This window comes from Streptomyces sp. NPDC026575, assembly GCF_055567415.1.
Genome location: NZ_JBVHQM010000001.1, coordinates 410,061 through 431,376 on the forward strand (window position 1 = coordinate 410,061; position 21,316 = coordinate 431,376).

At 66.9% G+C, this 21,316-nt stretch carries 14 protein-coding genes; 3 read left to right on the forward strand and 11 right to left on the reverse strand.

Translation table 11 applies throughout. The features are described 5' to 3' along the window. Positions 1–1,195 precede the first annotated feature (1,195 nt). The 11 genes from ACZ4NB_RS01960 to ACZ4NB_RS02010 all read right to left on the reverse strand — a co-directional run bounded on the left by ACZ4NB_RS01960 (position 1,196) and on the right by ACZ4NB_RS02010 (position 14,543). Complete coding sequence (locus tag ACZ4NB_RS01960) at positions 1,196–4,762, reverse strand: hypothetical protein (protein WP_467657659.1); 3,567 nt, start codon at positions 4,760–4,762, stop codon at positions 1,196–1,198. A 599-nt stretch (positions 4,763–5,361) separates the two neighbouring features. Beyond that, complete coding sequence (gene efeU, locus ACZ4NB_RS01965; protein WP_467657660.1) at positions 5,362–6,186, reverse strand: iron uptake transporter permease EfeU; 825 nt, start codon at positions 6,184–6,186, stop codon at positions 5,362–5,364. Positions 6,187–6,256: 70 nt separating this feature from the next. Then, positions 6,257–6,637: a hypothetical protein gene (locus ACZ4NB_RS01970; protein ID WP_467657661.1), complete on the reverse strand. Its 381-nt coding sequence runs from the start codon at positions 6,635–6,637 to the stop codon at positions 6,257–6,259. Positions 6,638–6,881: 244 nt separating this feature from the next. Continuing rightward, on the reverse strand, positions 6,882–7,187 hold the full coding sequence (locus ACZ4NB_RS01975; RefSeq protein ID WP_467657663.1) for an iron transporter: 306 nt from the start codon (positions 7,185–7,187) through the stop codon (positions 6,882–6,884). 198 nt (positions 7,188–7,385) lie between these two features. Beyond that, positions 7,386–7,562 carry a transposase gene (locus ACZ4NB_RS01980; RefSeq protein ID WP_467657756.1) on the reverse strand — a complete coding sequence of 59 codons (177 nt, stop codon included), beginning with the start codon at positions 7,560–7,562 and terminating at the stop codon, positions 7,386–7,388. A 246-nt stretch (positions 7,563–7,808) separates the two neighbouring features. After that, on the reverse strand, positions 7,809–8,123 hold the full coding sequence (locus tag ACZ4NB_RS01985; protein ID WP_467657664.1) for a hypothetical protein: 315 nt from the start codon (positions 8,121–8,123) through the stop codon (positions 7,809–7,811). Then, positions 8,012–8,311 carry a transposase domain-containing protein gene (locus ACZ4NB_RS01990; protein WP_467657665.1) on the reverse strand — a complete coding sequence of 100 codons (300 nt, stop codon included), beginning with the start codon at positions 8,309–8,311 and terminating at the stop codon, positions 8,012–8,014. The genes ACZ4NB_RS01985 and ACZ4NB_RS01990 overlap by 112 nt, the downstream gene beginning before the upstream one ends. A 401-nt stretch (positions 8,312–8,712) precedes the next feature. Next, positions 8,713–9,381 (reverse strand): PLAT/LH2 domain-containing protein, encoded by a 669-nt coding sequence (locus tag ACZ4NB_RS01995; protein WP_467657666.1) that lies wholly within the window; start codon positions 9,379–9,381, stop codon positions 8,713–8,715. Between the two features lie 883 nt (positions 9,382–10,264). Further along, positions 10,265–11,776, reverse strand: coding sequence for a trypsin-like serine peptidase (locus tag ACZ4NB_RS02000; RefSeq protein WP_467657668.1), 1,512 nt, complete (start codon positions 11,774–11,776; stop codon positions 10,265–10,267). 508 nt (positions 11,777–12,284) lie between these two features. After that, the gene (locus ACZ4NB_RS02005; RefSeq protein WP_467657669.1) at positions 12,285–13,853 is read right to left on the reverse strand and encodes a S1 family peptidase; all 1,569 of its coding nucleotides are present in this window, start codon (positions 13,851–13,853) and stop codon (positions 12,285–12,287) included. 195 nt (positions 13,854–14,048) lie between these two features. Then, entirely contained in the window at positions 14,049–14,543 is a 495-nt protein-coding gene (locus ACZ4NB_RS02010) for a hypothetical protein (protein ID WP_467657671.1), read from the reverse strand. A gap of 437 nt (positions 14,544–14,980) precedes the next feature. Between ACZ4NB_RS02010 and ACZ4NB_RS02015 the strand changes: the two genes are divergently transcribed. The 3 genes from ACZ4NB_RS02015 to ACZ4NB_RS02025 all read left to right on the forward strand — a co-directional run bounded on the left by ACZ4NB_RS02015 (position 14,981) and on the right by ACZ4NB_RS02025 (position 20,310). Beyond that, on the forward strand, positions 14,981–18,940 hold the full coding sequence (locus ACZ4NB_RS02015) for a polymorphic toxin-type HINT domain-containing protein (protein ID WP_467657672.1): 3,960 nt from the start codon (positions 14,981–14,983) through the stop codon (positions 18,938–18,940). Between the two features lie 45 nt (positions 18,941–18,985). Continuing rightward, positions 18,986–19,231: a hypothetical protein gene (locus ACZ4NB_RS02020; RefSeq protein ID WP_467657674.1), complete on the forward strand. Its 246-nt coding sequence runs from the start codon at positions 18,986–18,988 to the stop codon at positions 19,229–19,231. 629 nt (positions 19,232–19,860) lie between these two features. Beyond that, positions 19,861–20,310, forward strand: coding sequence for a competence protein CoiA family protein (locus ACZ4NB_RS02025; RefSeq protein WP_467657675.1), 450 nt, complete (start codon positions 19,861–19,863; stop codon positions 20,308–20,310). The last annotated feature ends 1,006 nt before the right edge of the window (positions 20,311–21,316 follow it).

Here is a 21,316-nt window from a genome sequence, read left to right on the forward strand (position 1 = left end):
CGTGCCGTGGTCATGAAGCCCCACCTGGCTGAGCAGGCGCTGGGCCACGCCGCATTGCATCCGCCCCACGATGACAGGAGCGGCTGCACCAACGACCGCGCCGACAAGACCCGAAATGCGTTCCAGCACGCCACTAGCGTTTCGGGTCGAGGCAGATAAGGAAGGGCGGTTGGCCAATCCCCACCATTGCCTTCGGCTGGCCCACCATCCCCCGGCACGGGAATGTCCCCATGGGGCAGCTCGTGCGGATCTACAAACGCGACCAGTACACGTGCCGGTATTGCGGCAATCGCATCGTCCACCTCGCGGTCCTGCGCAAATTTCTACCAACCGCCTAACCCGCGAGTTCCGCCCAGGGCTGTCCGCAGGGGACCGACAGCTGATGCGCTCAGCATCCGAGCCCGTCCGCTGCTGGATCCCACGCACGCGACGCGACTGATGTGACGCCTTATCCGACTAAGCTGACGTCACGTCAGTCAAGTCAGCATTGAGTCAGCATGCACCCTGCCAGAGGCGGTGACAGATGGCGGCAGATGCACATGCACCAATCCGCTCTGCACCACCTCTGAGCTGCATAGACGCTGGCCAACCCACTACACCCGCAACGTTGCCCCAAACCCGGTGCCAGTGGAAGCCGAAGAGGCATGGCAAGGCATCGTTGCAGGTCAGGGGCTTTTCAAGGTCAGCAAGTCAGCACAAAGTCAGCATTGGCGGCGCCACGCCGGGAAACGGGCCGGCTCCCCAGGGTCATGCGGCACGCCGTGGTCCAGACCTCCGCAGCGTCCAGGCTCGAGGCTCGGTGCTAGTTGTGGCACCAGGGTACTGCTGCCTCCAGCGGCCCATACGTCACCTGGTCCAGCGGGAGTTGTGTGACATCGCCTTCACGGTGGCATCCCTCTGGCTCATCAAAAACCGCGGTGGGTAGGCGATGGCGAGTTCGTTGGTGCGCATAGCCGTGGGATGACGACAGCGAAACGCGCTTCTGTGATCCGCGCCACCAACTGACGACCGCTGCGCGAATCCACTTTCAAAAAACGATGAGGCGTTCATCGCTGACCTTGACATCGCGACGTGAGCAGCACTGGGCGGGACTCAGCTCACCAGCGACGCAGCCGGCTCCCGGTCAGGTGACCGAGAGCCAGGCGCTCGCTCTGGGCACAATCCCCAGGTCGTGGGCCTGGGGATTGCCTGTTCTCTAGCCGAGCACGACGCTGCTGCGCCGGCTGGCTTCCATCACCACCAGCGTGCCCGGCACCGCGTTGCAGACCGCGTCGATCACACATTTGAGGGGGACGGTGTATTCGTTGCGGCACTCCGGGTGGTTCAGGAAGGCCGTCAGCGGCGCGATCGGGGACATGACCGCGGCCGTGACCGGCCCGGCACCCGTCACCTTGCGGGCGTAGATCTGGTAGCCCGCCCAGAGCAGGCTCACGCCACCGAACACGCTGAGCAGGATCGGACCGATCGTTTTGCGCTTGCTCCAGTACATGACCACGGCGCCGATCGCCGCCCCGATGATCGCGGTTCCGCTCACCCCGGCGAAGACGGTCCACAGGACACCGAGGTCGGTGATGTCCTTCCAGGCCCCGGCCTCCATCGAGGCATGAGCGAGGAGGAAGACGGCGCCCGCCCAGGCGAGGCCGACCCCGGTGAGCCAGCCCGGTGCATCACTCATCAGGTCGCCGGCGAGGGCCGGGATAAGGGAGACGACCTGCAACAGCCCTGCCGCCAGGGCCATGGCGCCGAACGGGTTCGTGGCGTCGGCCTCGTCAAGGTCCGTGTCGTCAGACCCGCCCGACAGGAAACGGGGGAGCCGGCCCTTGGGGAAGGGCTCCGCCTTCGCATCTCCCTTGGCGATCTTGTAGCCGAAGGTGACCGGCAGGGCGGCGAGCAGGGCCCCGAAGCCCGCCAGGGTGAGCGGCGCGTGGTCTTTGCCGATGAGCCTGCAGATCCATTTCCAGATGTCGTCGAGGACCCCGCCGAGTTCGCTGGTCAGCATCCGCTCGAAGGCGTCCAGTGCCGCCTTGAGGAGATCGGCGAAGGTATCCAGTAGGGCTTTCGCCGTGCCGATGAGCGCCTCCAGAGTGGGAGCGCAGGCATCCGCCAGATCCGCCAGGGTCTTCTTGCTGAATGCCTCGTGCGAGCCCAGGCCCTGCATCGCGACGACGAGTTGCTCAGTGGCCCGGAGGAAGTCTCCCTGGATTTCGGAGACCTTCCTGTCGAGCTCGGCCGCCGCCCTCTCGACCGCGTCGTCCTGCTTCCTGTCCGGCAGGTCGACGCCGCCGGCGCTCATCAGTTTGTCCAGGATCCAGTTGGAGTGGAGACTGCCGCCGGCTCGCACGACCTTCATGGCGTCGTCCCAGCCGGGGACCGAGCCGAGCCGAGTCTTGCCGTGTTCGTGCTCGCGGATGGCTCCCATGTACTCGCCGACATTGCCGCGCTGTTGGTCCATCCACCTGTCCACGGCCGATTTGGCCCGGTCCACCCCGCCCCGCATCAGGGGCACCATGCCGGTGATGGCTTCCTCAAGCGCGTTCTTGGTGCGCCAGATCGCCGGCAGGTCGAACAGGGCCTTCAACCAGTCGATGACCTGCTGGATCAGGGCTTGGAGCTTCTTGAAGACGGCGGCTACGAAGTGCGCCGCCTGCTCCAGCCCGTGCAGGGCGATCTTGAGGCCCTTCACGATCTGGGTCCCGATCCGCACCGCGATCTCGGAGATCTTCTTGGTTCCGTCCAGGACCGCGTCCTCCAGCTTGATCAGGCCGTTCTTGATGCCGCGCATCAAGTCCCCGCCGTACTGGGTGAGCTTCCGGTACACCTCCTTGGTGAGGCCCTCGACGCCATCGACGACCTGGTTCCACTTATCCACGACCCAGTCGACCGGGGCCCAGCCATACCCCTCGGCGCCGTCGCCCCGGCGCCGCAGATCCGCACGGTGCTCCTCGATGTCCCGCGCGGTGCGCAGCAGGACGAACCTGTGCGCGCCCGGCTCCGCCACCGCCGTTCCGTCGGGCTGGCTCGGCATGATGACGCGGAACCCCGCGGCACCCTCCGTGAGGGGCCGGCCCAGGCCCACCATGGCGGTGTGCTGGATCGCCTGTGCGGCGATCGTCGCCAGCTGATCGTCCTGTGCCCGCGGCGCCAGCGCACCGCCCTCGGGCCCACGCTTCTTGGCGTCCCGCAGTGCATTGCCGTCCTTGGTGAACTGCGGCAGTGATCCGTCCGGATCGGTCTCGCGCAGTGTGCCCGTACCGGACAGGTAGGTGTGCACTGCATGCCCGGGCTGGATGGCGACCGTCTCCAGTCCCTCACCAGAGAGTTCCAGCGCCGAACTGCTCAGCCCGTCGGGCGTCACTCCGAAGGCCAGCTTGCCGAAGGCGTCCGTGGTCAGTTCGACGCCTTCCCGGCCGAGCAGCACCACATGGTTCTGTACGGAGACGGTGCAGGCGGATGCCTTCTCGCCGCAGCGCAGCGTCACCTTCTTGCCCACCGCGGGCACACCCGCCGCGTTGGTGACAGTTGCCTGGACCCGGTAGTGCGTGACCTCGTACGCGTTGGACTGCGGCGTCCGTACAGCGGTCTCACGCCACATGCCGGTCGCGGCGTCCTGGGTCTCCATGCGCAACCCCGGGCGGTCCTCGGCCCACGAGAACAGTGTGGGGACGTCGGCAGGTTCGGCGCTGGTCGCCACCCCGGTGACCCCTTGGTCGAGGGGGAGCGGCGGCAGCCAGTTCGGCACGCCATGGGTGTTGTGGGGCTTGTCGGGGTTCTGTCGCAGCGCCCACAGCTGGTGCTTGGTGTCGACTCCGTACAGATCCCAGGGCAGCAGTCCCTTGTGCTGGGTCCCCGACACATGGGCCGCCGGGCTGGTGAGCACCACGGGCCCCAGCCGCTGCTGGGACAACGTCTTGCCCTGACTGTCGCAATCCCACATGAAGAGGGTGTTGTTCGTGTTCTGCACCAGGAACACGACGTGGTGGGGATGGGCGAAGGCTGCGACGACGCGCTTGACGCTGCCCCGCGGGCCCGCCTCGAGCACCTGCCGGTCCCTGCCGCCCTCACTGCCGAAGCGGCCCCAGTTGGTCACCAGATAGCCCTCGTCGTCGACCATGGCGGCCACCCAGCGGTGAGCGCCCATATAGGCCAACTGGGCGTTTGCGTCGAGCTTGACGGGGACCGAAGAGGGCTTCATCGGACCGAGGACATAGCCGCCCGCGCCGTAGCCGGCCGAGACCACGGGTTCCAGACGCTCGCTACCGGCAACATCGTGGTCAAGGTACGAGACCTTCAATGCCTTCATGCCCATGTCCCGGGCCCCCACGAGCTGGGGTGTGTGCCAGGTCTTCCCGTCCGTCAGCCAGGAACGGTAGGCGTTGCCGTCCGCCAGGAAGAAGCACTCCACGTACGGCTTCGGGCCTTCGGTGCGCGCGATGACCACGACCTCGCTGGGCCGGTGCTCCGCTGTAAACGGCTCGCTTGCGCTCCAGCCGCTCGGCGACGCCGGGTCCGGGGCCACGTGCAGAAGCGCCGTGGCGCCCTGGGTCTTGCTGATGACCAGCGCCTCGTGCGGAGCCGGACTGTCCTTGGAGCGGCGGAACGGATTGCGGAAGACGGCGACGGGGGCGGGGCTGTCCCGGTCCACGTGGACGTCGGCCGCCATGATGATGTCCTGGCTGAGGGCCTCGCTGACGACGGCCTGAAAGCGCTCCGCTGCGGGCGCTTCGGACCCGGTGCGGGGTGCGCCGTCGAGGGTATGGGCCACGGAGACCTCCAGGAGTGGGAGCGGCGAAGAAAACGGATTCCCCTCGGCGCACGGGCTCACACGCCCTGCCGCCAAGCGCGCTCATATGGCGGACGGGAACGGTAAGCCGGGCACACCCGACCTGGCCGGTGGCCACGTCCGCTGCATCGCCACCGACGCCCGTATTCACAGCCCCCGCCGAGGCCCGCGTACGCGGCGTTGCGGACACAAACTCGGCGTGGAGACGCCGGACCCAGCGCGACTATGACAGTGGCCGGCGATGCATGACCCCCGATCCTGCTCAGGCTCCGCCGACAGCCCTGCCCCACCCGTGCCCTTCAAAGCGGTCCGCAAGGGGCAGCAGGGGTGCGATCAGAACACCCCCCACCAGTCCCGGCATCGCCCAATACCGCAGGTCAGCGAACGAATCCGCGCCCGAAGCGCCCTTGATTCCCAAGCTCGGAGCGCGGGTTCGATCCCCGTCACCCGCTCCACGCAGAAGCCCCAGTTCAGCGGCCTGAGGACCTGTTCCTTGTCCAGACCTCTCGGAACCTCTCGGAGGTCGGCATGCCCTCCGTGTGCGACGAGATCAAAGTTGGCGGTCAAGGCGTATAGAGGTACTAGGCCGTTGCCGGTGTGGTGGCCGGCGCGCGGGTTGGCCGCAGGAAGAGCGAGAGCACTGGTACCAGGTACAGCGCCCAGAAGACTGCCTGGAGCACGCTCGGGTTCGGCTGGAAGTTGAAGACGCCCTTCAGGAGGGTGCCGTACCAGCTGTCCGGCGGAATCGTCGCGCTGATGTCGAAGAGGCGGTTGTCCAGGCCGGGCAGGATGCTCGCTTCCTGCAGGTCGTGGATGCCGTACGCGAGGACGCCGGCTGCGATCACGACCAGTAGGGCGCCGGTCCAGGTGAAGAACTTCGCGAGGTTGATCCGCAGGGCACCGCGGTAGAACAGCCAGCCAAGCACGACGGCCGTGAGCAGGCCGAGGACGGCGCCGGTCAGCGGGCGGGCTCCGTCGTCCGTGGCCTGCGCGGCGGACCATACGAAAAGAGCGGTCTCCAGGCCCTCGCGGCCCACGGCGAGGAAGGCGGTGGCCACCAGGGCGCCGGTGCCGATGGCGAGGGCCTCGTCCAGCTTTCCGTGCAGTTCGGCCTTCAGATGGCGGGCAGTGCGTCGCATCCAGAAGACCATGGTGGTCACCAGGCCCACGGCGAGGATGGACAGGCCGCCGCCGAGCGCCTCCTGCGCCTCGAACGTCAGCTGGGTGGAGCCGAATTGCAGCACCGCGCCCACGCTCAGGCTGAGGGCGACCGCGATGCCCACGCCGAGCCAGATCGGCGGCAGCTTGCTCCGGTTGCCGGTCTTGACCAGGTAGGCGACGAGGATGCAGACGACAAGGCTCGCTTCGAGGCCCTCGCGCAGGCCGATCAAGTAGTTGGCGAACACGCGGTCTCCTTAGGACGTGGTCGTCGGGTGGCGTCGAGCCAGGAGGGCAGGACCTGCGGTTGTCGGCAGGTCAGGACTGGCTGTTGAGGAAGCCGATCAGGCTGGCGCCCCACCAGCCGAGCTGGCTGACGGCGGCGGCCACACCGGACTGGATGCGCAGGGGACGAGGCACCGGAGTGTCCCCGCACCGATCGAGACGCTGCCCGAGCCAATGGGCGTAGAGGCCGTTGAGGGTGATGGCCAGCACGAGTCCGAGTTTGAGCAGGGTCAGCGGCGATGCCAGGTCCGGATGGAGGAACAGACCGGTGACGACCAGCCCGGCCAGTCCGAGCCATATCGGGACCTGCAGTGCGCAGGCGGTGCGCGGGACATCGGCCAGTCGGCGTCGTCCGAGCATCCACAGGACGGCGAACCAGTCGACGGCGAGTACGGAGCCCCAGCCCGACGACAAGCGCCACGAGGTGCAAGAAGCGGGCGGCCATCTGCAGCGGCGGGTCGGCGTGGAGGTGACCGGCCACCCAGCAGACGGCCGCCAGGGCGGCGCAGCTCAGGATTCCCAAGGCGGCGAGCGCCCAGACCGGTGTGGGTGGGTTTTCGCGTGCTCTACCGCCGTCGGCAGGCGTGGCCCACCCCGGCACCCCGGCGTTCGGGGGAGCCGGAGCGGCCATCGGCCTGTCGGAGGTCGGTGCCACCGGTCAGTTCCCCGACTTGAGTTCCACGTTACGGAAGGTGGCGGTGGCCTTCTCGCTCAGCGCGGGCTTCTCACCGCTGGCGCCGTGCCGCAGGAACGTCGGCCGCTCCAGCGTGGCGCGCAGGCTGTACTTGCCGTCCTTGGGGATGGAGAAGTTGTTGGCGTAGTGGAAGAACTCGGCGTAGTAGAAGTTCAGGTCCTGGGCCTGCACGACCTTGCCCTTGCCGTCGACAACCTCAAGGCGGATCGGCACATCCGGGACGATGCGGCCGGTCTGCCGCAGGCCGCGGCCGCTCTTGGCCGATGACATCAGCTCCAGCGCGGCTGCTTCCCGTGCGGTGACCGCTGCTCCCTCCCCGTGCCCAATTTTCACCGCGACTGCCCGGCTGGGTCCGGTGACCTTCCATACCGCCGAGCCGCGCCGGTCGCTGATCAGCTTCCATGTGGTCGGCGAGCCGCACAGTCGGTCAGCTGTCGAGCGGCACTGTCCGCAGGAGCTGGTAGGTGCTCAGCAGGGGTAGACCTCCTGGGCGATGCCGGCCCAGGTGCGTGAGCGCAGGACACGGCGGCCCAGCATCGTCTTCTTGATCTCGAAGTAGGCCGATTCCACTTCCCATCTTTCGTGATACAGCCTGACCAGGTCGAACGCCGAGTAGCGGTGGTGATCCAGCAGGTTGGTGGCGATCCGGTAGACCTGTCTGCCGTCCGGCCGAGGTGCAGATGGTGATCTCGCACTCGACTATGCGGACCTGAACGGGGCCGATCCGGGAGAGGAACGAGGCGTCGTCGTGCCGGGCCAGGAGGGGTGGATTGCGGGCGGAGGAGAGGCGGGCCAGGAAGGCGGCCTCGGTTTCGTTGACCGCTTCGAGGAAGGTGTTGGAGGAGAACCCGCGGTCCAGGAGCACGATCATGCCCGTGTGCAGGGAGCACATCAGGCGCTTGCCATAGACGGGCTCGCCGCCGGTGCGGGGCCGAAGGCGGCGTCGATGACCGCGCGGGTGCCGCAGGCGACCAGCGCGGTCAAACAGATCTGCGGGTAGCCCGAGGTGGCGTACTGGTTGGAGCCTTCGCCCAGGCGGGCCCGGTGCAGGGGGCTGTCGGGGACGTCGAAGTAGGTGCCGTCGACCGCGACCGTCAGCAGGCTCTTCCAGCGGGTGCCGCCGGTGCGGATCGCGCAGGCCGGGCCGCGCAGCAGGTCGAACAGGGCGCGCATCGGGCGCACTCCGAGCCGGTCCGCGCGTCCCACGGCGCCGCCCCGGTGATCTTCGGGATCGGTATCGGGTTCAGGGCGGCGGTGAGTCTCCGCCAGACGCCCAGGTAGCCGCACTCCTCGAACAGCGCGGCGGCAAGTAGCAGATAGACCACGACACGGGCAGGCAGCTTACGCAGCCGCAGCTCGGTCGCTCCGGTCTCGGCCAGCACCTCGTCGATCATCTCGAAGGGGACGATCTGGGTGAGCTCCCCCAGATGTCCGGGCGCGAACAGACCCTTGGCTACCGCGATTTCACGCGTGATGACACGCTGAGCAGACAGCGGAGCTCCTGGTTTGAACCGTTCGTCTTGGTCGGCAAGTCGTTCTACCGGGGCTCCGCTTCCTACGTCTTGCGTTCAGTCAGATCGCGGCACACTTGACGGCCGCCCTGACCTCGTAACTTCACGGCCTTGGGCTGTAGGGACCCAAGGGCATGGGAGGTGTCCCCATCGATGACGCTCCGGCGCCTTGCGATGCAGCTCGGCATCCGAAGGATGAATCGAGGAGCCGAGACGGAGCGAGCACAGCGAGTGAAGTACACCAGACGCCGCGGCTTTTCCGACCCTTGTCCATCGGACAGACCCTAGAACCGCTTGAGGTACTCCGCCGAGGGGGCCATGGGGCTGCCCTCCCAGTCCGGGTTCGGTTCGCCCTTGACGGCCCATTCGCCGGGCGCGAGGAAGAAACTCACCTCATTCACCGCCCACGGATACTTGTCGTCGTTGTCGTGCATGTTTCGTTGTCGCCTGGCGAGCCACTGCCTCGTCGCGTTCAGCTTCGGGCAGTGCCACACGGTCTTGCCGTCCTTGACGTTGACCCACTGGATCAGCCACGCGTCAGTTCCGGATGTCTTGAACGCGATGCGCTCCGGGGTGCCGAAATCCCAACGCGTGAACATCTGGTAGGTGTCGTCGTCGCCTTGCTCGAAGTCGTTGCCGGCCATGTCCAGCAGCTTCCAGCCCGACCCTTTGCCGCCCCTGAGGAACTGGCATTCGATGTCGCAGTCTGTGCCGCCCCCATCCTCGGCTCCAGTGAGGATACGGACCTCGTAATACACATCTGCCGTGGTTCTGTCCAGCTTGAGCCGCAGTTCCTGCTCATCGTTCGAGTCGAGCTTCGCCGCTCCGGGTACGGTCTTCTTCGCCTGCGCGACGGCGTCGATCGCGTTCATGCCCTTGCCCGTCATCAGGGCCAGCGCCGCCTTGAAAACCAATTCAGGGATCTTCGGGGTGCTGGGAATTTGGGGGGTCATGGAGTGATCACTACCTTGGGGCGGACCGCGGGCGCCCCAGGTCGCTGCCAATCACCCGTTCGGATTCTGTTAGGGCCTGTCCGGTGGGTCGCATGCCCGTCTCAGCGTCAGGCCGGGAGGTGCTTCGTCCGTGCGGTTACAGTCGCACCATGATTGATGGGGAGCAGGGGTCGGAGCTGACGACGCAGGGGAAATGCAAGCCCTCCACCACCACGACGCTTCTGCTGCACCACCCCAGCACATCACCGTCAGTCGCCGCACCTCCGACGAAATTCCCCGGACGCCAAACGCCCCCAGGGCAGACCCTTTAGGCCCGAGCCAACCGCAAAATTCGAGCCGCCCAGCCACTCGGGCATGCGAGGCTACCCGCCTCCCAATTAAAGGCACACAGTCGCCAGACTGACACAGCATCAGTTCTAACTGACCATGCGTCAGAGAAGTCAGCATTGAGTCAGCATCCACCCTGCCAGAGGTGGTTACACGTGGTGACACATGCACATACACCAAAGCCACCCCGCACCACCTCTGAGCTGCATAGATGCTGGTCAACCCACCCCACCCACAACACTGCCCGTAACCCGGCACCAATGGAAGCCGAAGAGATACGGCAAGGCATCCAGCCCAAGGCCCCGTTTAGCTCCGTCAGCAGACCTCGTGCAGTCGCTGCCGCAGCGGGTCAGCCAGTACCTTCTGCCTGGGCTGACGTTGGACGGCCTGTGCCAAGACAGGATCCTCAACGAGGCGTCGGAGATCGTTCGCGGTCAGGGGTGGTCCGGGATATACGGGCGACGGTACGCCAGCCATGTCGCCCTATGGGGCAGAGGCGCAAGGTTCGGCAGTAACAGGACGAACAGCATTGTGGTGGCACCGAAAGGCCGGGTGATTACTGGGGTACAAGGACACGTTCGGCGGGCAGGGATGCGCTGGTCGTGTCCGGGTGGAGAGTCAATTTCCCTCCGGGCCAGAGGGCGACGACGTCGTTCTGACGGGTGAGTCCGCCGAAGGTGCCGACCGTGGCCAGGAGCGCTTGGCGCCATGGGGACTTGGCCGGCCGCAGTCGGTGATCGCGTGCGAAGGCCGCTGCGGTGATGTTGTCGTAAGCGGTGACTTCGCCGTCTTTCCAGCGGACGAAGAGGTCCTGGTCTCCGGTGTCGGGGCGGAAGTCGCCCGCTGAGACGTTCCGGGCCTGTGGCCAGGTGGTGTCGGGCGGCTTGACGAGCTGCTTCTCGGCGTGCAGCCCCTTGGCGTCGACGTTGGAGTACAGGGTTACTTCACCGTCGGTCCAGGTGACCACGAGGTCGTCGCGGCGAGTGTTTCCTCCGCCGAAGCGCCCGGCAGCGATCGTGCTCGCGTGGGTCCATGTGTTGTTGGGACCCTTGAGTTCCACCTTGTCCGTCAGTTTGGTGTGTGCGTTGACGTCCTTGTAGAGGGTCAGTCTGCCGTCGGTCCAGCGCACCAGGAGGTCGTCGTTGGTTCCTCCGGTGAAGTTCCCGGCAGTGATGACCGCAGCTTGCTGCCATGCGTTGTCCTTCAGGAGCTGAACGTCCTTGCCGAAGCCGTATGTGCCGTTGCCGGGGTAGAGGGAGAGTTCGCCGTCGGACCAGCCCACGAGCAGGTCGCCGACGTCGTTGCGTACCGAGTCGGCCTGGAATCGGCCGGTGGTCATGACCCGGGCGTGGGTCCAGGTGTCGGCGCTGCCCATGGACGTTCCCGTGCTCGGGTCGGGGTCCGGAGGCGTGCCGGTGACTGCTTGCCGGTAGAGCCGGAAGACGTCGTCGTCGAATTGTGAGGCGTAGCTGGTGTGGTCGTACAGGCCGCCGGTCTTGTAGCCGCCGATGATGCCGGCGAGGTCGCCTCTGCGGCCGTCGAAGTTCTCCAGGAAGGGGCCGCCGCTGACGCCGGAGCGGAAGCCGTCGCAGGCGATCTCCATGAAGCGGCCCTGGAAGGCGTTGGTGTCGTTGCTGCACTGCAGCGGAGTCTTCTGGCCACCCGGGTAGCCGATGAGTGACACATTCTTGCGTGCGAGCTTCGCCGTGGGGACGGAAGTGAGTTCGTTACCCCGTCCGACGGCGTCCTCAAGGAGCTGGCCGGCGGTGTTGGGGCCGACGCGCAGGAAGGCGAAGTCGACATCGTCGTCGGGGGTGGCGGCACGGTAGCGGGCATCGATCCAGATCTCGCCCTCCTGGACCGGGAAGACGCCGTAAGGCGTCTCCCCCGCCTGGTCCTTCGCCGATGCGCCCGTGCGGTAGCCGGGCACGAAGGCGAAGTCCCGGTGGCGAGTGTCACCCTTGAGGCAGTGGGCTGCGGTGATGACCAGGCTCTTGGTCAGCGAGGCCACTGCGCTGGCGGTGCAGAACTGGTCCGGCGTGGGTGAGCCGTCCGTACTGCGGATCAAGAACACGCCCACTGTGGCGATGCCTTCGGGTACCTGACGGGTCGGCTCACCCGCCAGTGACCGCTTGCGTCGCTGGCCCGCTCCTGGCCGCGGTGGGCTGTCCGTCATGCGGGACCGAAGGGTGTCCGCCGGAACTGCGGCGCGGATGCGCTCGGGGGTCCAATACCGCTGGGACTCCCTTGCCTTGTCGTCCTGTTCCTCGGTCAGGTCGTGGTGAGGGTCATGCCCAGTGCCTGGAGAGTCCGTTCGCGGACTCGTGGTCGCGGATTCGGGGACGGAGCCCGGTACCCCGCCGGGCAGAGCGGCGGCTGGGGAGGTGACAGCCAGTGTTGTGCACAGCGCCAAGACAGTGGCGCGCATCCAGGGTATGCGTCTCACGGAACCTTCCGTTTGTGATGTCACGGTGGGGAGGGCGGGTGCGGGCGGATCGGACCTGCCGGAGGTGCCAGCGATGCCGCGTGATGCGTCGGTCAGCTACCGCTGGCCCGTCGCATCACGCGATGGCGGCTCATCCGACGATCTTGACCTCGTCGGGTGTTCCGGTGGCGTCCACGGCCGGGTAGAGCCCGACCTTTCCGTTGGCCCACCGGACGATGACGTCATGGGGACGCTCGTTGGCGACGAAGGCCCCCGCGTTCACCACGGTCGCGTTGATCCAGGCCGACTTCTTCGGCCGGATGTTGATCTCCCCGTGGAAGCCAGCGGCATCGACACCCGGATAGAGGGTGGCCTCGCCGTCCGACCACCGCACCAGCAGGTCGCCGGTCCGCTTCCCGGTGAATTCGCCGGCGCTGATCTGAGTGGCATGCGACCAGGTCGTGTTCTTCTTGGCGAGCAGTTTCTGGGACTTGTCCGCCACGCCGTTGGTGTCCAGGTCGGGGTGGAGGGTGACGCGGCCGTCGTCCCAGGTCACGAGCAGATCGTCACGCTGCTGGTTGGTCGAGTAGCGGCCCGCGGTGATCTGCTGGGCGTGCGTCCACACGGTGTTGCCGGCCTTGGCGAGCTGCTTCTCACCGTGCAAGCCCTTGGCGTCAACGTGGGTGTACTGGGTCAGTTCCCCGTCGCCCCAGCGCACGACCAGCCCGTCCGATCCGCCACCGAAACTCGCGCCGGTGATCTGTTTGACGTGCTGCCAGATGCTCGTCTTGCCCGGTGCCGGCGCCTTGGCCAGCTGGTATTCGGCGGAGAAGGGGTGGCGCGGGTCCTTGTCGTCGGAGCCCTGGTAGAGGGTGACTTCCGCGTCGCTCCAGCGCACGATCATGTCCATGTGCCGGGTGCCGCCGGCCGAGCCGCCGGTGAAGTACCCCGAGGCGATGTGCGTTGCCTTCCCCCACGGCGCGGCGGCGAAGACCGGTCGATAGCGCACTCCTTGCACCCAGTCGGCCAGGTCGTCCACCCGGACATCCACGGCGGCGGTGCGGATCTCGGCCCGGTCGGTGCCCAGGCAACCGCCCTGCCAGGAGGTGCTGTTGACGGCGACCAACTCGACGCGCCCAGCGCTGTCACGCAAGGCCGGACCACCGGTGTCACCCTGGCACACCGCCGCGTCCTTACCAGTGATGCCGATCGTCGCGTTCTGGACCGCGTCGACCGTGAACGGTGCGGTGTGGAGCTTGTCCGGGACCCACTCGGTCTTGGTGCGACCGAAGCCCGCCACCTGCAATTGCTCCCCCGTGGCGACCGGACTCGTGCCGACGGTCACAGGGCTCACGCCGGTCACCGGTTGGGCGAGCCGGGCCATCACCAGGTCGCGCCCCGCGTAGGGCACCAGCTCGACGATGTCCCTCACGCTGCCGGCATCACCCGACAGGTCGGTGCGCCCGACGGTCACAGTCGCCTTTCCCTTGGGGGCGCCCTCGTCGATCCTGAAGTCCTTGCCGGGATCGGCGGCGAAGCACCGGGCGGCGGAGAGCACCCACTGCTTGTCGACCAGCGCGCCAGAGCAACTGCGCCTGCCGCCGTCGCGCTCGATGTCGAGCTTCGCGGTGAACGCATAGGCGGCGTCCGCGGCGGTCTCCCCCGAGACGGCGTGTGCCGAGCCGGTGACCAGTGCACTGCTCGCGAGCGCAGCGGCCATGGATAACGCCGTCCACGCTCGGCGAGAGCGTATGCCAGACATGTTCTTTCCTTTGGTGTGAGTTACCGCGTGGGCCGTTGGAACGGACGGGCCGGGAGCGCCGCAGTCGAGGCTGCTGCTCGAACCAGCCGGTCGCTGCCCCGATCAGGGGCGCCGGGCGGGTGCGCGAGGCGCGGGGAGGACTGCCGGTCCGAGTCAACCGGTGACGCGAAGCTCGACGAGCACCGTCGGGTCGCTGGTGGTGCCTTCACCGACACTCTGATAGCCGTTCTGGGGGCCGGACTTGGAGACGTTCACCGTCTCGGTCTTGCCGCGGGAGGTGAGGTCGGCGCTGATGGGATGGCTCGCGGTCTCCAGCGCCCATACCTGGCGGACTTCCAGGGTGACGTAACCGTGCTTGGCGTTGGCCTGGAAGCAGAAGTCGCCGCCGCGCGTCCAGACCTTGACCTGCTGAGGGGAGTTCCCGCAATCGGCGAGCAGGAGGTGGCCGTCGCCCTTGATGAGCTTGATCTTCTTGGTTTCGAGGATCTTCGCCGCGTCCGGGTAGTCGAACTCCTCGACCGCGGCAGGCGGTTCCTGATCGGCGGCCGACGCAGTCGGGGCGGCGGCGGCAGGGCACAGCGACGGCAGGCCGACCACAGCGCCGAACAGGCCGGCAGCAAGTAACAAGCTGCGGGTACGAGATCTCACCGGCGGTCCTTCCGGACAGGGTGACAGCGCATCCGCGATCCCCCGTGGTTGTCATGACAGCGTAAGAGCGGAGGGAAGGTATCACGAAACCACAGCCAAAATCGGACAGGGCTGGTTTGCGAGGAATCTAAGCAATGTGACATCAGTCACTTGATGACTCGCCAGTTCGTTTTTGCGTGCTAGGATCCACTCCGTTTTTCCGTAGGTAATCATCGAGAAGCAGGGATCCACGAGGGCGGATTCCCGTCATTCATCGTTTTTTCGCAACGCAAAGCGTTGAAAATCCCGTGCGTTCCACAGTGCACAGTATGGATATGCTCCCCCCGTTGGTATTTGTTTTCCGGTAACGAGGCTTGCCGGCCAGCGGGAAGAGAATTTCCTTGAGACGAAGAAGATATTCGCACAAAGGGCGAAGAGGGATATTCGGCACGACACGCGTGCTGCACCTGGGCTTGTTATTGGCGCTATTGACAGGTCTGCTCGCGCCTCCATCAGCATGGGCAGATGACGGAGCCACCGGGTCCGACGAAAGCTTCGGCTCCGCCCCCCTCACCGACCGGGCCACAGTCATTGAGCTCTGGAGGGCCGGGGGGCCGGGGGTCAAAGCCGCCGCGGAAGCCGCCCTGGTAGGTAGCGATGACGATGTACAACACTTCCTCAATGCCCTGGAAGATGAGACATTCCAGGACAACCGGGTGTCCGCTGCCCAGAAGGCGAACGTGGGCGGTCGAGCGTTGCAGGAGGCCGCGCGCAAGGCTCTCGATGAGTCTCCCGAAGACCTGGCAGTTTTCCTGGAAGACGGCTGGCAGGGGCCACTTGCTGAGGACCAGCGGGTTCGGGTTGCGCAGGTCATCAATGAGGGCGGCCCGGGTGTTCGGGAGGCCGGGCGTGCCGCGCTGAACGGTTCCGCTGAAGACATCCGGAAATTCCTTGACGAGGGCCAGTATGCCAAGCGGGATGAGGATCAGCGCGTCGAGCTCGCGCAGATTATGAATTCTGGTGGTCCGGAGGTCCGTACCGCCGGGCGGATCGCGCTGAACGGTTCCGCGGACGATATTCGGGAATTCCTTGCGGTCGGCCAGTACGTGGCACGTGCCCGCGACGAAGAACAGACCTCCGTCGCGGAGTTGGCCGCCCAGGCCAAGGAAGCGGGCCGGCGGGCGAAGTCGGAGACCGAGGCCGCCAAGAAGGCGTCCGCACACGCCGTAACCGCGTCGGAATTGGCCAAGAAGGAAGCCAAGAAGGCAGCGACGGAAGCCGCGGCTTCCAAGGAGGACTCCCGGAAGGCTGCTGCTGCGGCTCAGCGTGCGGCGACAGCGGCGTCACAAGCTGCGTCGGCCGCGCAGGAGGCCATCGGCGCAGCACGTGCGGCAACGCAGTCGGCACACATTGCGGCGAACGCCGCGGCCCGGGCGGCGTCTGCCGCCGCCGGCGCGTCCCAGGCGGCTTCCCGAGCCCGTGGTGCCGCGGCCGCTGCCGCCATTAATGCGCGCGATGCTTCCGCGGCGCGGAAGGCCGCTGTCGATGCGCGGGCTGCGGCGAAGGACGCAAGTGCGGGTGCGGACGCTGCCGATGAGGCGAACAAGGCCGCGACGGCTGCCGGTGATGCCGCCCAGGACGCCGTTGCCGCCGGTGCCAATGCTCAGGCTGCCGCCAACGCCGCTGAAGATGCGGGGAATTACGCCGGTCAGTCCGATGCGAGCGCTGCTGAGGCACGACGCGCGGCAGCGGCAGCCCGTCGCCATGCCGACGAGGCCACCCGCGCCGCGAACGCCGCCACCTCCCTTGCCCGCAAGGCCGCCACGGCCGCAGGCCAGGCACGCGATGCCGCCAGGCAGGCGGCGAAGCACGCCAACGCGGCCGCCGATGCGGCCGATGCGGCCGCCGACCACGCTGGCGAAGCCGCGAGCGCGGCGACCAAGTCCGCCGCCGCCGCCGAGGCCGCTCAGGAGGACGCGGACGCCGCGAGCGCGGCGGTCGACAAGGCGAAGGACATCTACGGCCTGGCGCGGGAGTTCGAGACCGCGGAGATCCTCACCCGCACCAACGAGGGCATCGAACGCGCCAAGGACCTCAAGGCAGACAACGACCAGCTGCAATCCGACCGGGCGCATGCGGCCGAGGAGCTCAAGAGGTTCCAGACCGACGCGCAGCGCCTGGCCGCAGAGGCCGGCAAGGACGGCGTCGACCCCAAGGATGTCGTGAGCAAGGGCCGTAAGGTCGCACTGCTGGCGTTGAAGTCCAGCGGCCCATGGAGCCAGGCGGCGGCAGAGGAGGCCCTGGGTGGTGCTGATGCCGACGTCGCCGAGTACGTCCGCACCGGCTGGAAGCAGGCCACCCAACACGACAACCGGGTCGATGTCGGGCGACTGGCCGGGGAGAGCCCGCTGGAGTCGGTGCGCACCGCTGCCGAGCAGGCCCTCAAAGGCGACGCAGCGCAGATCAGCGCGTTCCTGTCGACCGGTCAGTATCAGGCCGGTGCCGAGGACTTCCGCGTCGAGATCGCGCAGGTCATCCATCGCGGCGGTCCCGGAGTGCGGGAGGCCGGCCGGGCCGCGCTGAACTCCGGCTCCACCGACAGGTACTACGAGTTCCTGGCCGGCGGGCAGTACACTGCCCGCACCGAGGACGAGCGGGTCCGCGCCGCCCAGCTGATCAACAGCGGCGGGCCGGAGATGAAGGCCGCGGGCCGCATCGCCCTGGAGAGCCCGCCACAGCTGCTGCACTCCTTCATCGAATCCGGACAGTACACCGCCCAGCGCAAGGATCTACTGGCCGCCACCCATAAGGCCCGCGTCCAGCAGCTCATCGCCGAAGCCGCACGGACCGCGGCCACCGCACAGCAGAACGCCGCCGAGGCCCGCAGGGTCGCCGCCCTCGCGGTGCACAAGGTCGAGGAGGCGAAGAAGTACGCCAAGCAGGCCCAGGCATCGGCCGATGCGGCAAAGAACTCCGCCGCCGACGCGGCGAAGTCCGCCAAGGACGCCGAAGCCTCCGCCACACGCGCCGCCGAGTCCGCCAAGACCGCCCGCAAGGCCGAGGGCGACGCCAACCACGCGGCGTCCAACGCCGCGACCTCCGCCGCCGACGCCGCGGTCTCCGCGCAGCTGGCGCACGTCTCCGCCAACACCGCCTGGGCCGAAGCGCGCCGCGCCCGCGCCTCCGCCACCGCGGCCGGCAAGGACGCCACCGCCGCCAACAAGGCGGCCAGCGACGCCTTCGACATCGCCGTCGACAAGTTCAAGGCCGAGGCGGAAGCCCAGCGCAAGGCCGAGGCCGAAGCAAAGAAGAAGGCGTCCAAGGACCCCGGGAAGATCGCCCGGGAGCAGTACATGTGCGGAGTCATGGGCTGCGACGCGGCCCACAACTTCCCCAGCTGGTGCATACGCAACGAGGGCTACTGCACCATCCTCGCCGCGGGAACAAAACTCGAACCCGGCCTTGAGAAGATCTGGAAATTCGAGAAGGACCTCGTCGGCATCGGCATGCTCCAGGAGTGCGTACACACCGGAGATTTCGACTCCTGCACCCAACTCGCCCGGGACGCCGCCTTCGGCTCCAAGCTCAAACTGCTCTCACGGGCCTACGATGCCCTGCGCCGGCTCGACCGGGGATGCACTCAATGCTTCCTTGCCGGCACCAAAGTGCTCCTGGGCAACGCCTCAGCGCGCAACATCGAGGACATCAAAGTCGGCGAGCGCGTTAGGGCGACCGACCCGAGGACGGGGAAGACGTCTGCCCGCAGAGTAACCCGCGTAATCGTTACCGAAAACGACAAGCACTTCAACGAACTGAAGGTCGCCACGAAAAGCGGCCCAAAGAAGGTGACGGCAACCTACGAACATCCCTTCTGGAGCCCCTCGGCGCACCGTTGGGTCAAAGCACACGAAATTAAGGCCGGCGCGAGCCTGCTGAGCGACGACGGCAGCTCCGTCCGAGTACTTGCCAATCGTTCCTTTGGCAAGCAGGCACGCACCTACAACCTCACCGTCGCGAGTGTCCACACCTACTACGTGATGGCCGGCGACACCTCCCTACTGGTGCACAACAGTGGGCCTGGATGCGGTTCAAACTGGATCTCTTCCGGACGTCTTCCGCATCATTACATGCGGAAGAACAACCAGGGAGTCCCGCATGCAAAGGAATTCGGGATAGACGGCCCGTACAACCGACAGAACGGCGCAAAGTTCGTCCAGGCCGTTGAACGCCTGGTGGAGAATCCCGGAACGCGCAAAATCGAAGGGACCTTCAGGGGGCAACCGGCAGTCCACTACGTGGACACAACCGGGCTGCATGCCTCATTTGCCGCTGGCGGACCCAACGTCGGGGAGTACCTTGGAGGTTGGCGATCCCAGGGGGACCAGCTTACCTATCTGCTTCGGGATGGCGTCCTATGATGTCGAATCAGGGTTGTGTGGCCCGGGTTCACAGGAGTGATTCGCATGAAGATTGAGTTGACGGGCGACCAGGCCCTCGTCCTATCCGCCTGGCTGGATCGTGTCATGCATAGAGAGGATTTCTCGAACTTGGTAGATGACCGTGCTGTCTGGTCAGCGCTTCTCCAGATCAGCGGGACACTGGAGACGGAACTCCCTCAGATCTTCGCTTCCAATTACTCCGATCAGTTGGAAGCGGCACGCGAACGCCTCATTGGGGAACTCGGAGATTTCGGACAGTCAAATCCCTGATGCCTAAAGTCGCGCCGTCATGGAACTCGGGTTCCTGAATTACGCGGAAGCGGCGTGATCAGCTACTAGCAGAAGCACGTCCGCTCGCCTTCTCCAGGCATTTTCGTTTGGTCTGCTGTCGGGATGCCGCCGCCACTCTGTTCACGTGGCACGCTTCCCGGTGCCCCAGAACCCGAGCCTTGAAGGGGCAGCCACGGCAGGCACCCAGGCCGGCCTGCCGACAGACACCGGCAGGTCGGCCCGGTCCCGACCTGCCGCGTGGCTTCCTCGCGAGCTGTGGAGGCCAGCAGTCGTCGGCCCTCTGCGCTGCTGGCAGCGGGCCGGCAAACAGACAGCGGCAGGGCCTACTCGACCCTGAGCGCCTCCGTCTGCGACCACGCCCATCCCGCCTGGCGCCCGGCCGTCCTCACGGCGCTGGATCACCGAACTCCCCGCCCGCCGCTGATCGGAGTGCCGGATGGGCGCGCAGCGGCATCGAACCGCCCTCTTCTGCGCAGCTCCGAGCTGTCTTACCGTCACAGACATGACCAAAGGGTTTTCCATACCAGTACGGCATAAAGATCAATCTGACGCACGAGGATCTGGGCCATGAGGATCGACCCGGTCTCCTCGACGAGGTCACCCGGTCCGTGGGTGAGCGGCCCCGTGACCTGCTCCAGTGCCTACAGGACTACGAAGGCGGCGCCTGCGGGTGCGCGCGGATCGGCAATAGTCAGTGGATGTTCGTCCGCCGACAACGCCGCGACGGGCGGCTGACGTTGGTGGCCGCGCATCTTCCGATGGCTCCTGTCGCCACGCCCCAGGAGAGTGACAAGCACACGGCGATGAAGAAACGGATCGCGCGCGCGGCGTCCCGTCACGGCCTCGACGTACAGGTCGAGGTCCGATCACCCGACCGCCGGATCGTCACGGACGTCCCGGTCTCCGGGCCCGCTGCTCGCGTGGAATGGGAGGCCCAGAACTCCTCCATCAGTGCGAGCACCGTCCACCGGCGCTCCGCCGGTGCACGCGCAAACGAGGCAGCTCCGCTATGGGGCACCGGCGATCCCGCATCCGCCCTGATCGACCGGGCGCCGTAGGCCCGTGTGGACGACGTCCCCGGGCAACGCATCGTCTCACCCGCTCACCGTGATCGTCCCCGGCGGCGTGCGGCGCCTCCAGATATGGAAGTGCACGCCAGCCGGTGAGCGGCCGTGCCCGGAAACAGGTCAAGCGTGCGGCCGCTTCCACAGCGGCTGGTTCCTACCCGCCCTGTGCATACCGGAGGACCGTTGCACCGCTCTCGACGAACTGGCCGGCACCAGCGCCGACGGCGAGCACCTCCCCCTGCGCATCCGCGACCGCTCCGACAGTCAGCGGGTCTCTCACCTCTAGGGCCTGTCCGATGGGTCCTGGCCGGGCCCGCGGCGTCTGGCACGGCACCTCGCGGCGTTGCCGAATCATCCCGATAGCTCCGCTATCGAGACGCTCCGGCGCCTTGCGATGCACCGCACCAGACGCCGCGGCCTTTCCGACCCCGACCCATCGGACAGGCCCTAGGCGCCGGCGGCCGACGTCCACCGCTGGCACGAGCTCACCGCCCGGACTGACGCACCCGCAGAGGCAACGTCCGACGACGAAGAGACGCTCTCCTTCACCCAGGACGACCTGGACGGGACCTGCCGCTACGCGGAAGAGGGAACATTCGTCAACGACCCACACCCACGACGCGAGCTTGCCTCCGCGACGGGCCTGCGCTCCTTCGACCACGTAGAAGACACCCGACGACCGCAGAGCCGCCTCGTTCGACTCCGGCTGACGAAGAACGAACGGCGCGTCATCGCCGTCCGGCTCCGCTGCCCGCCGTGGGAGATCGGCCCCTGCATGGTGTGCGCCACCCCGATCCACCGTTACGGCCCCCGAAGCCCTTCATAGCCTGCAACGCCTGCCGCAGTCGCTGACGACAGGCGTGTTCGCCGGCACGCCTGGAGATCGCCCGGCACCCATGACGGGGCGATCGACTCTCCCAGGTCCCGGCACCGCCAAGATCCGGACCATTCCCGGACCAGACCTCGAACCCGAGACCCCAAGACCAAAGTCTCCGCT

Excerpts from the sequence above, each read along its gene's own strand:
- ACZ4NB_RS01975 (WP_467657663.1), bottom strand. The coding sequence starts at position 7,187 with ATGTCATCGGCCAAGAGCGGCCGCGGCCTGCGGCAGACCGGCCGCATC.
- ACZ4NB_RS02005 (WP_467657669.1), bottom strand. The coding sequence starts at position 13,853 with ATGGCCGCTGCGCTCGCGAGCAGTGCACTGGTCACCGGCTCGGCACAC.
- ACZ4NB_RS02020 (WP_467657674.1), top strand. The coding sequence starts at position 18,986 with ATGAAGATTGAGTTGACGGGCGACCAGGCCCTCGTCCTATCCGCCTGG.
- ACZ4NB_RS01990 (WP_467657665.1), bottom strand. The coding sequence starts at position 8,311 with ATGATCGACGAGGTGCTGGCCGAGACCGGAGCGACCGAGCTGCGGCTG.
- ACZ4NB_RS01995 (WP_467657666.1), bottom strand. The coding sequence starts at position 9,381 with ATGACCCCCCAAATTCCCAGCACCCCGAAGATCCCTGAATTGGTTTTC.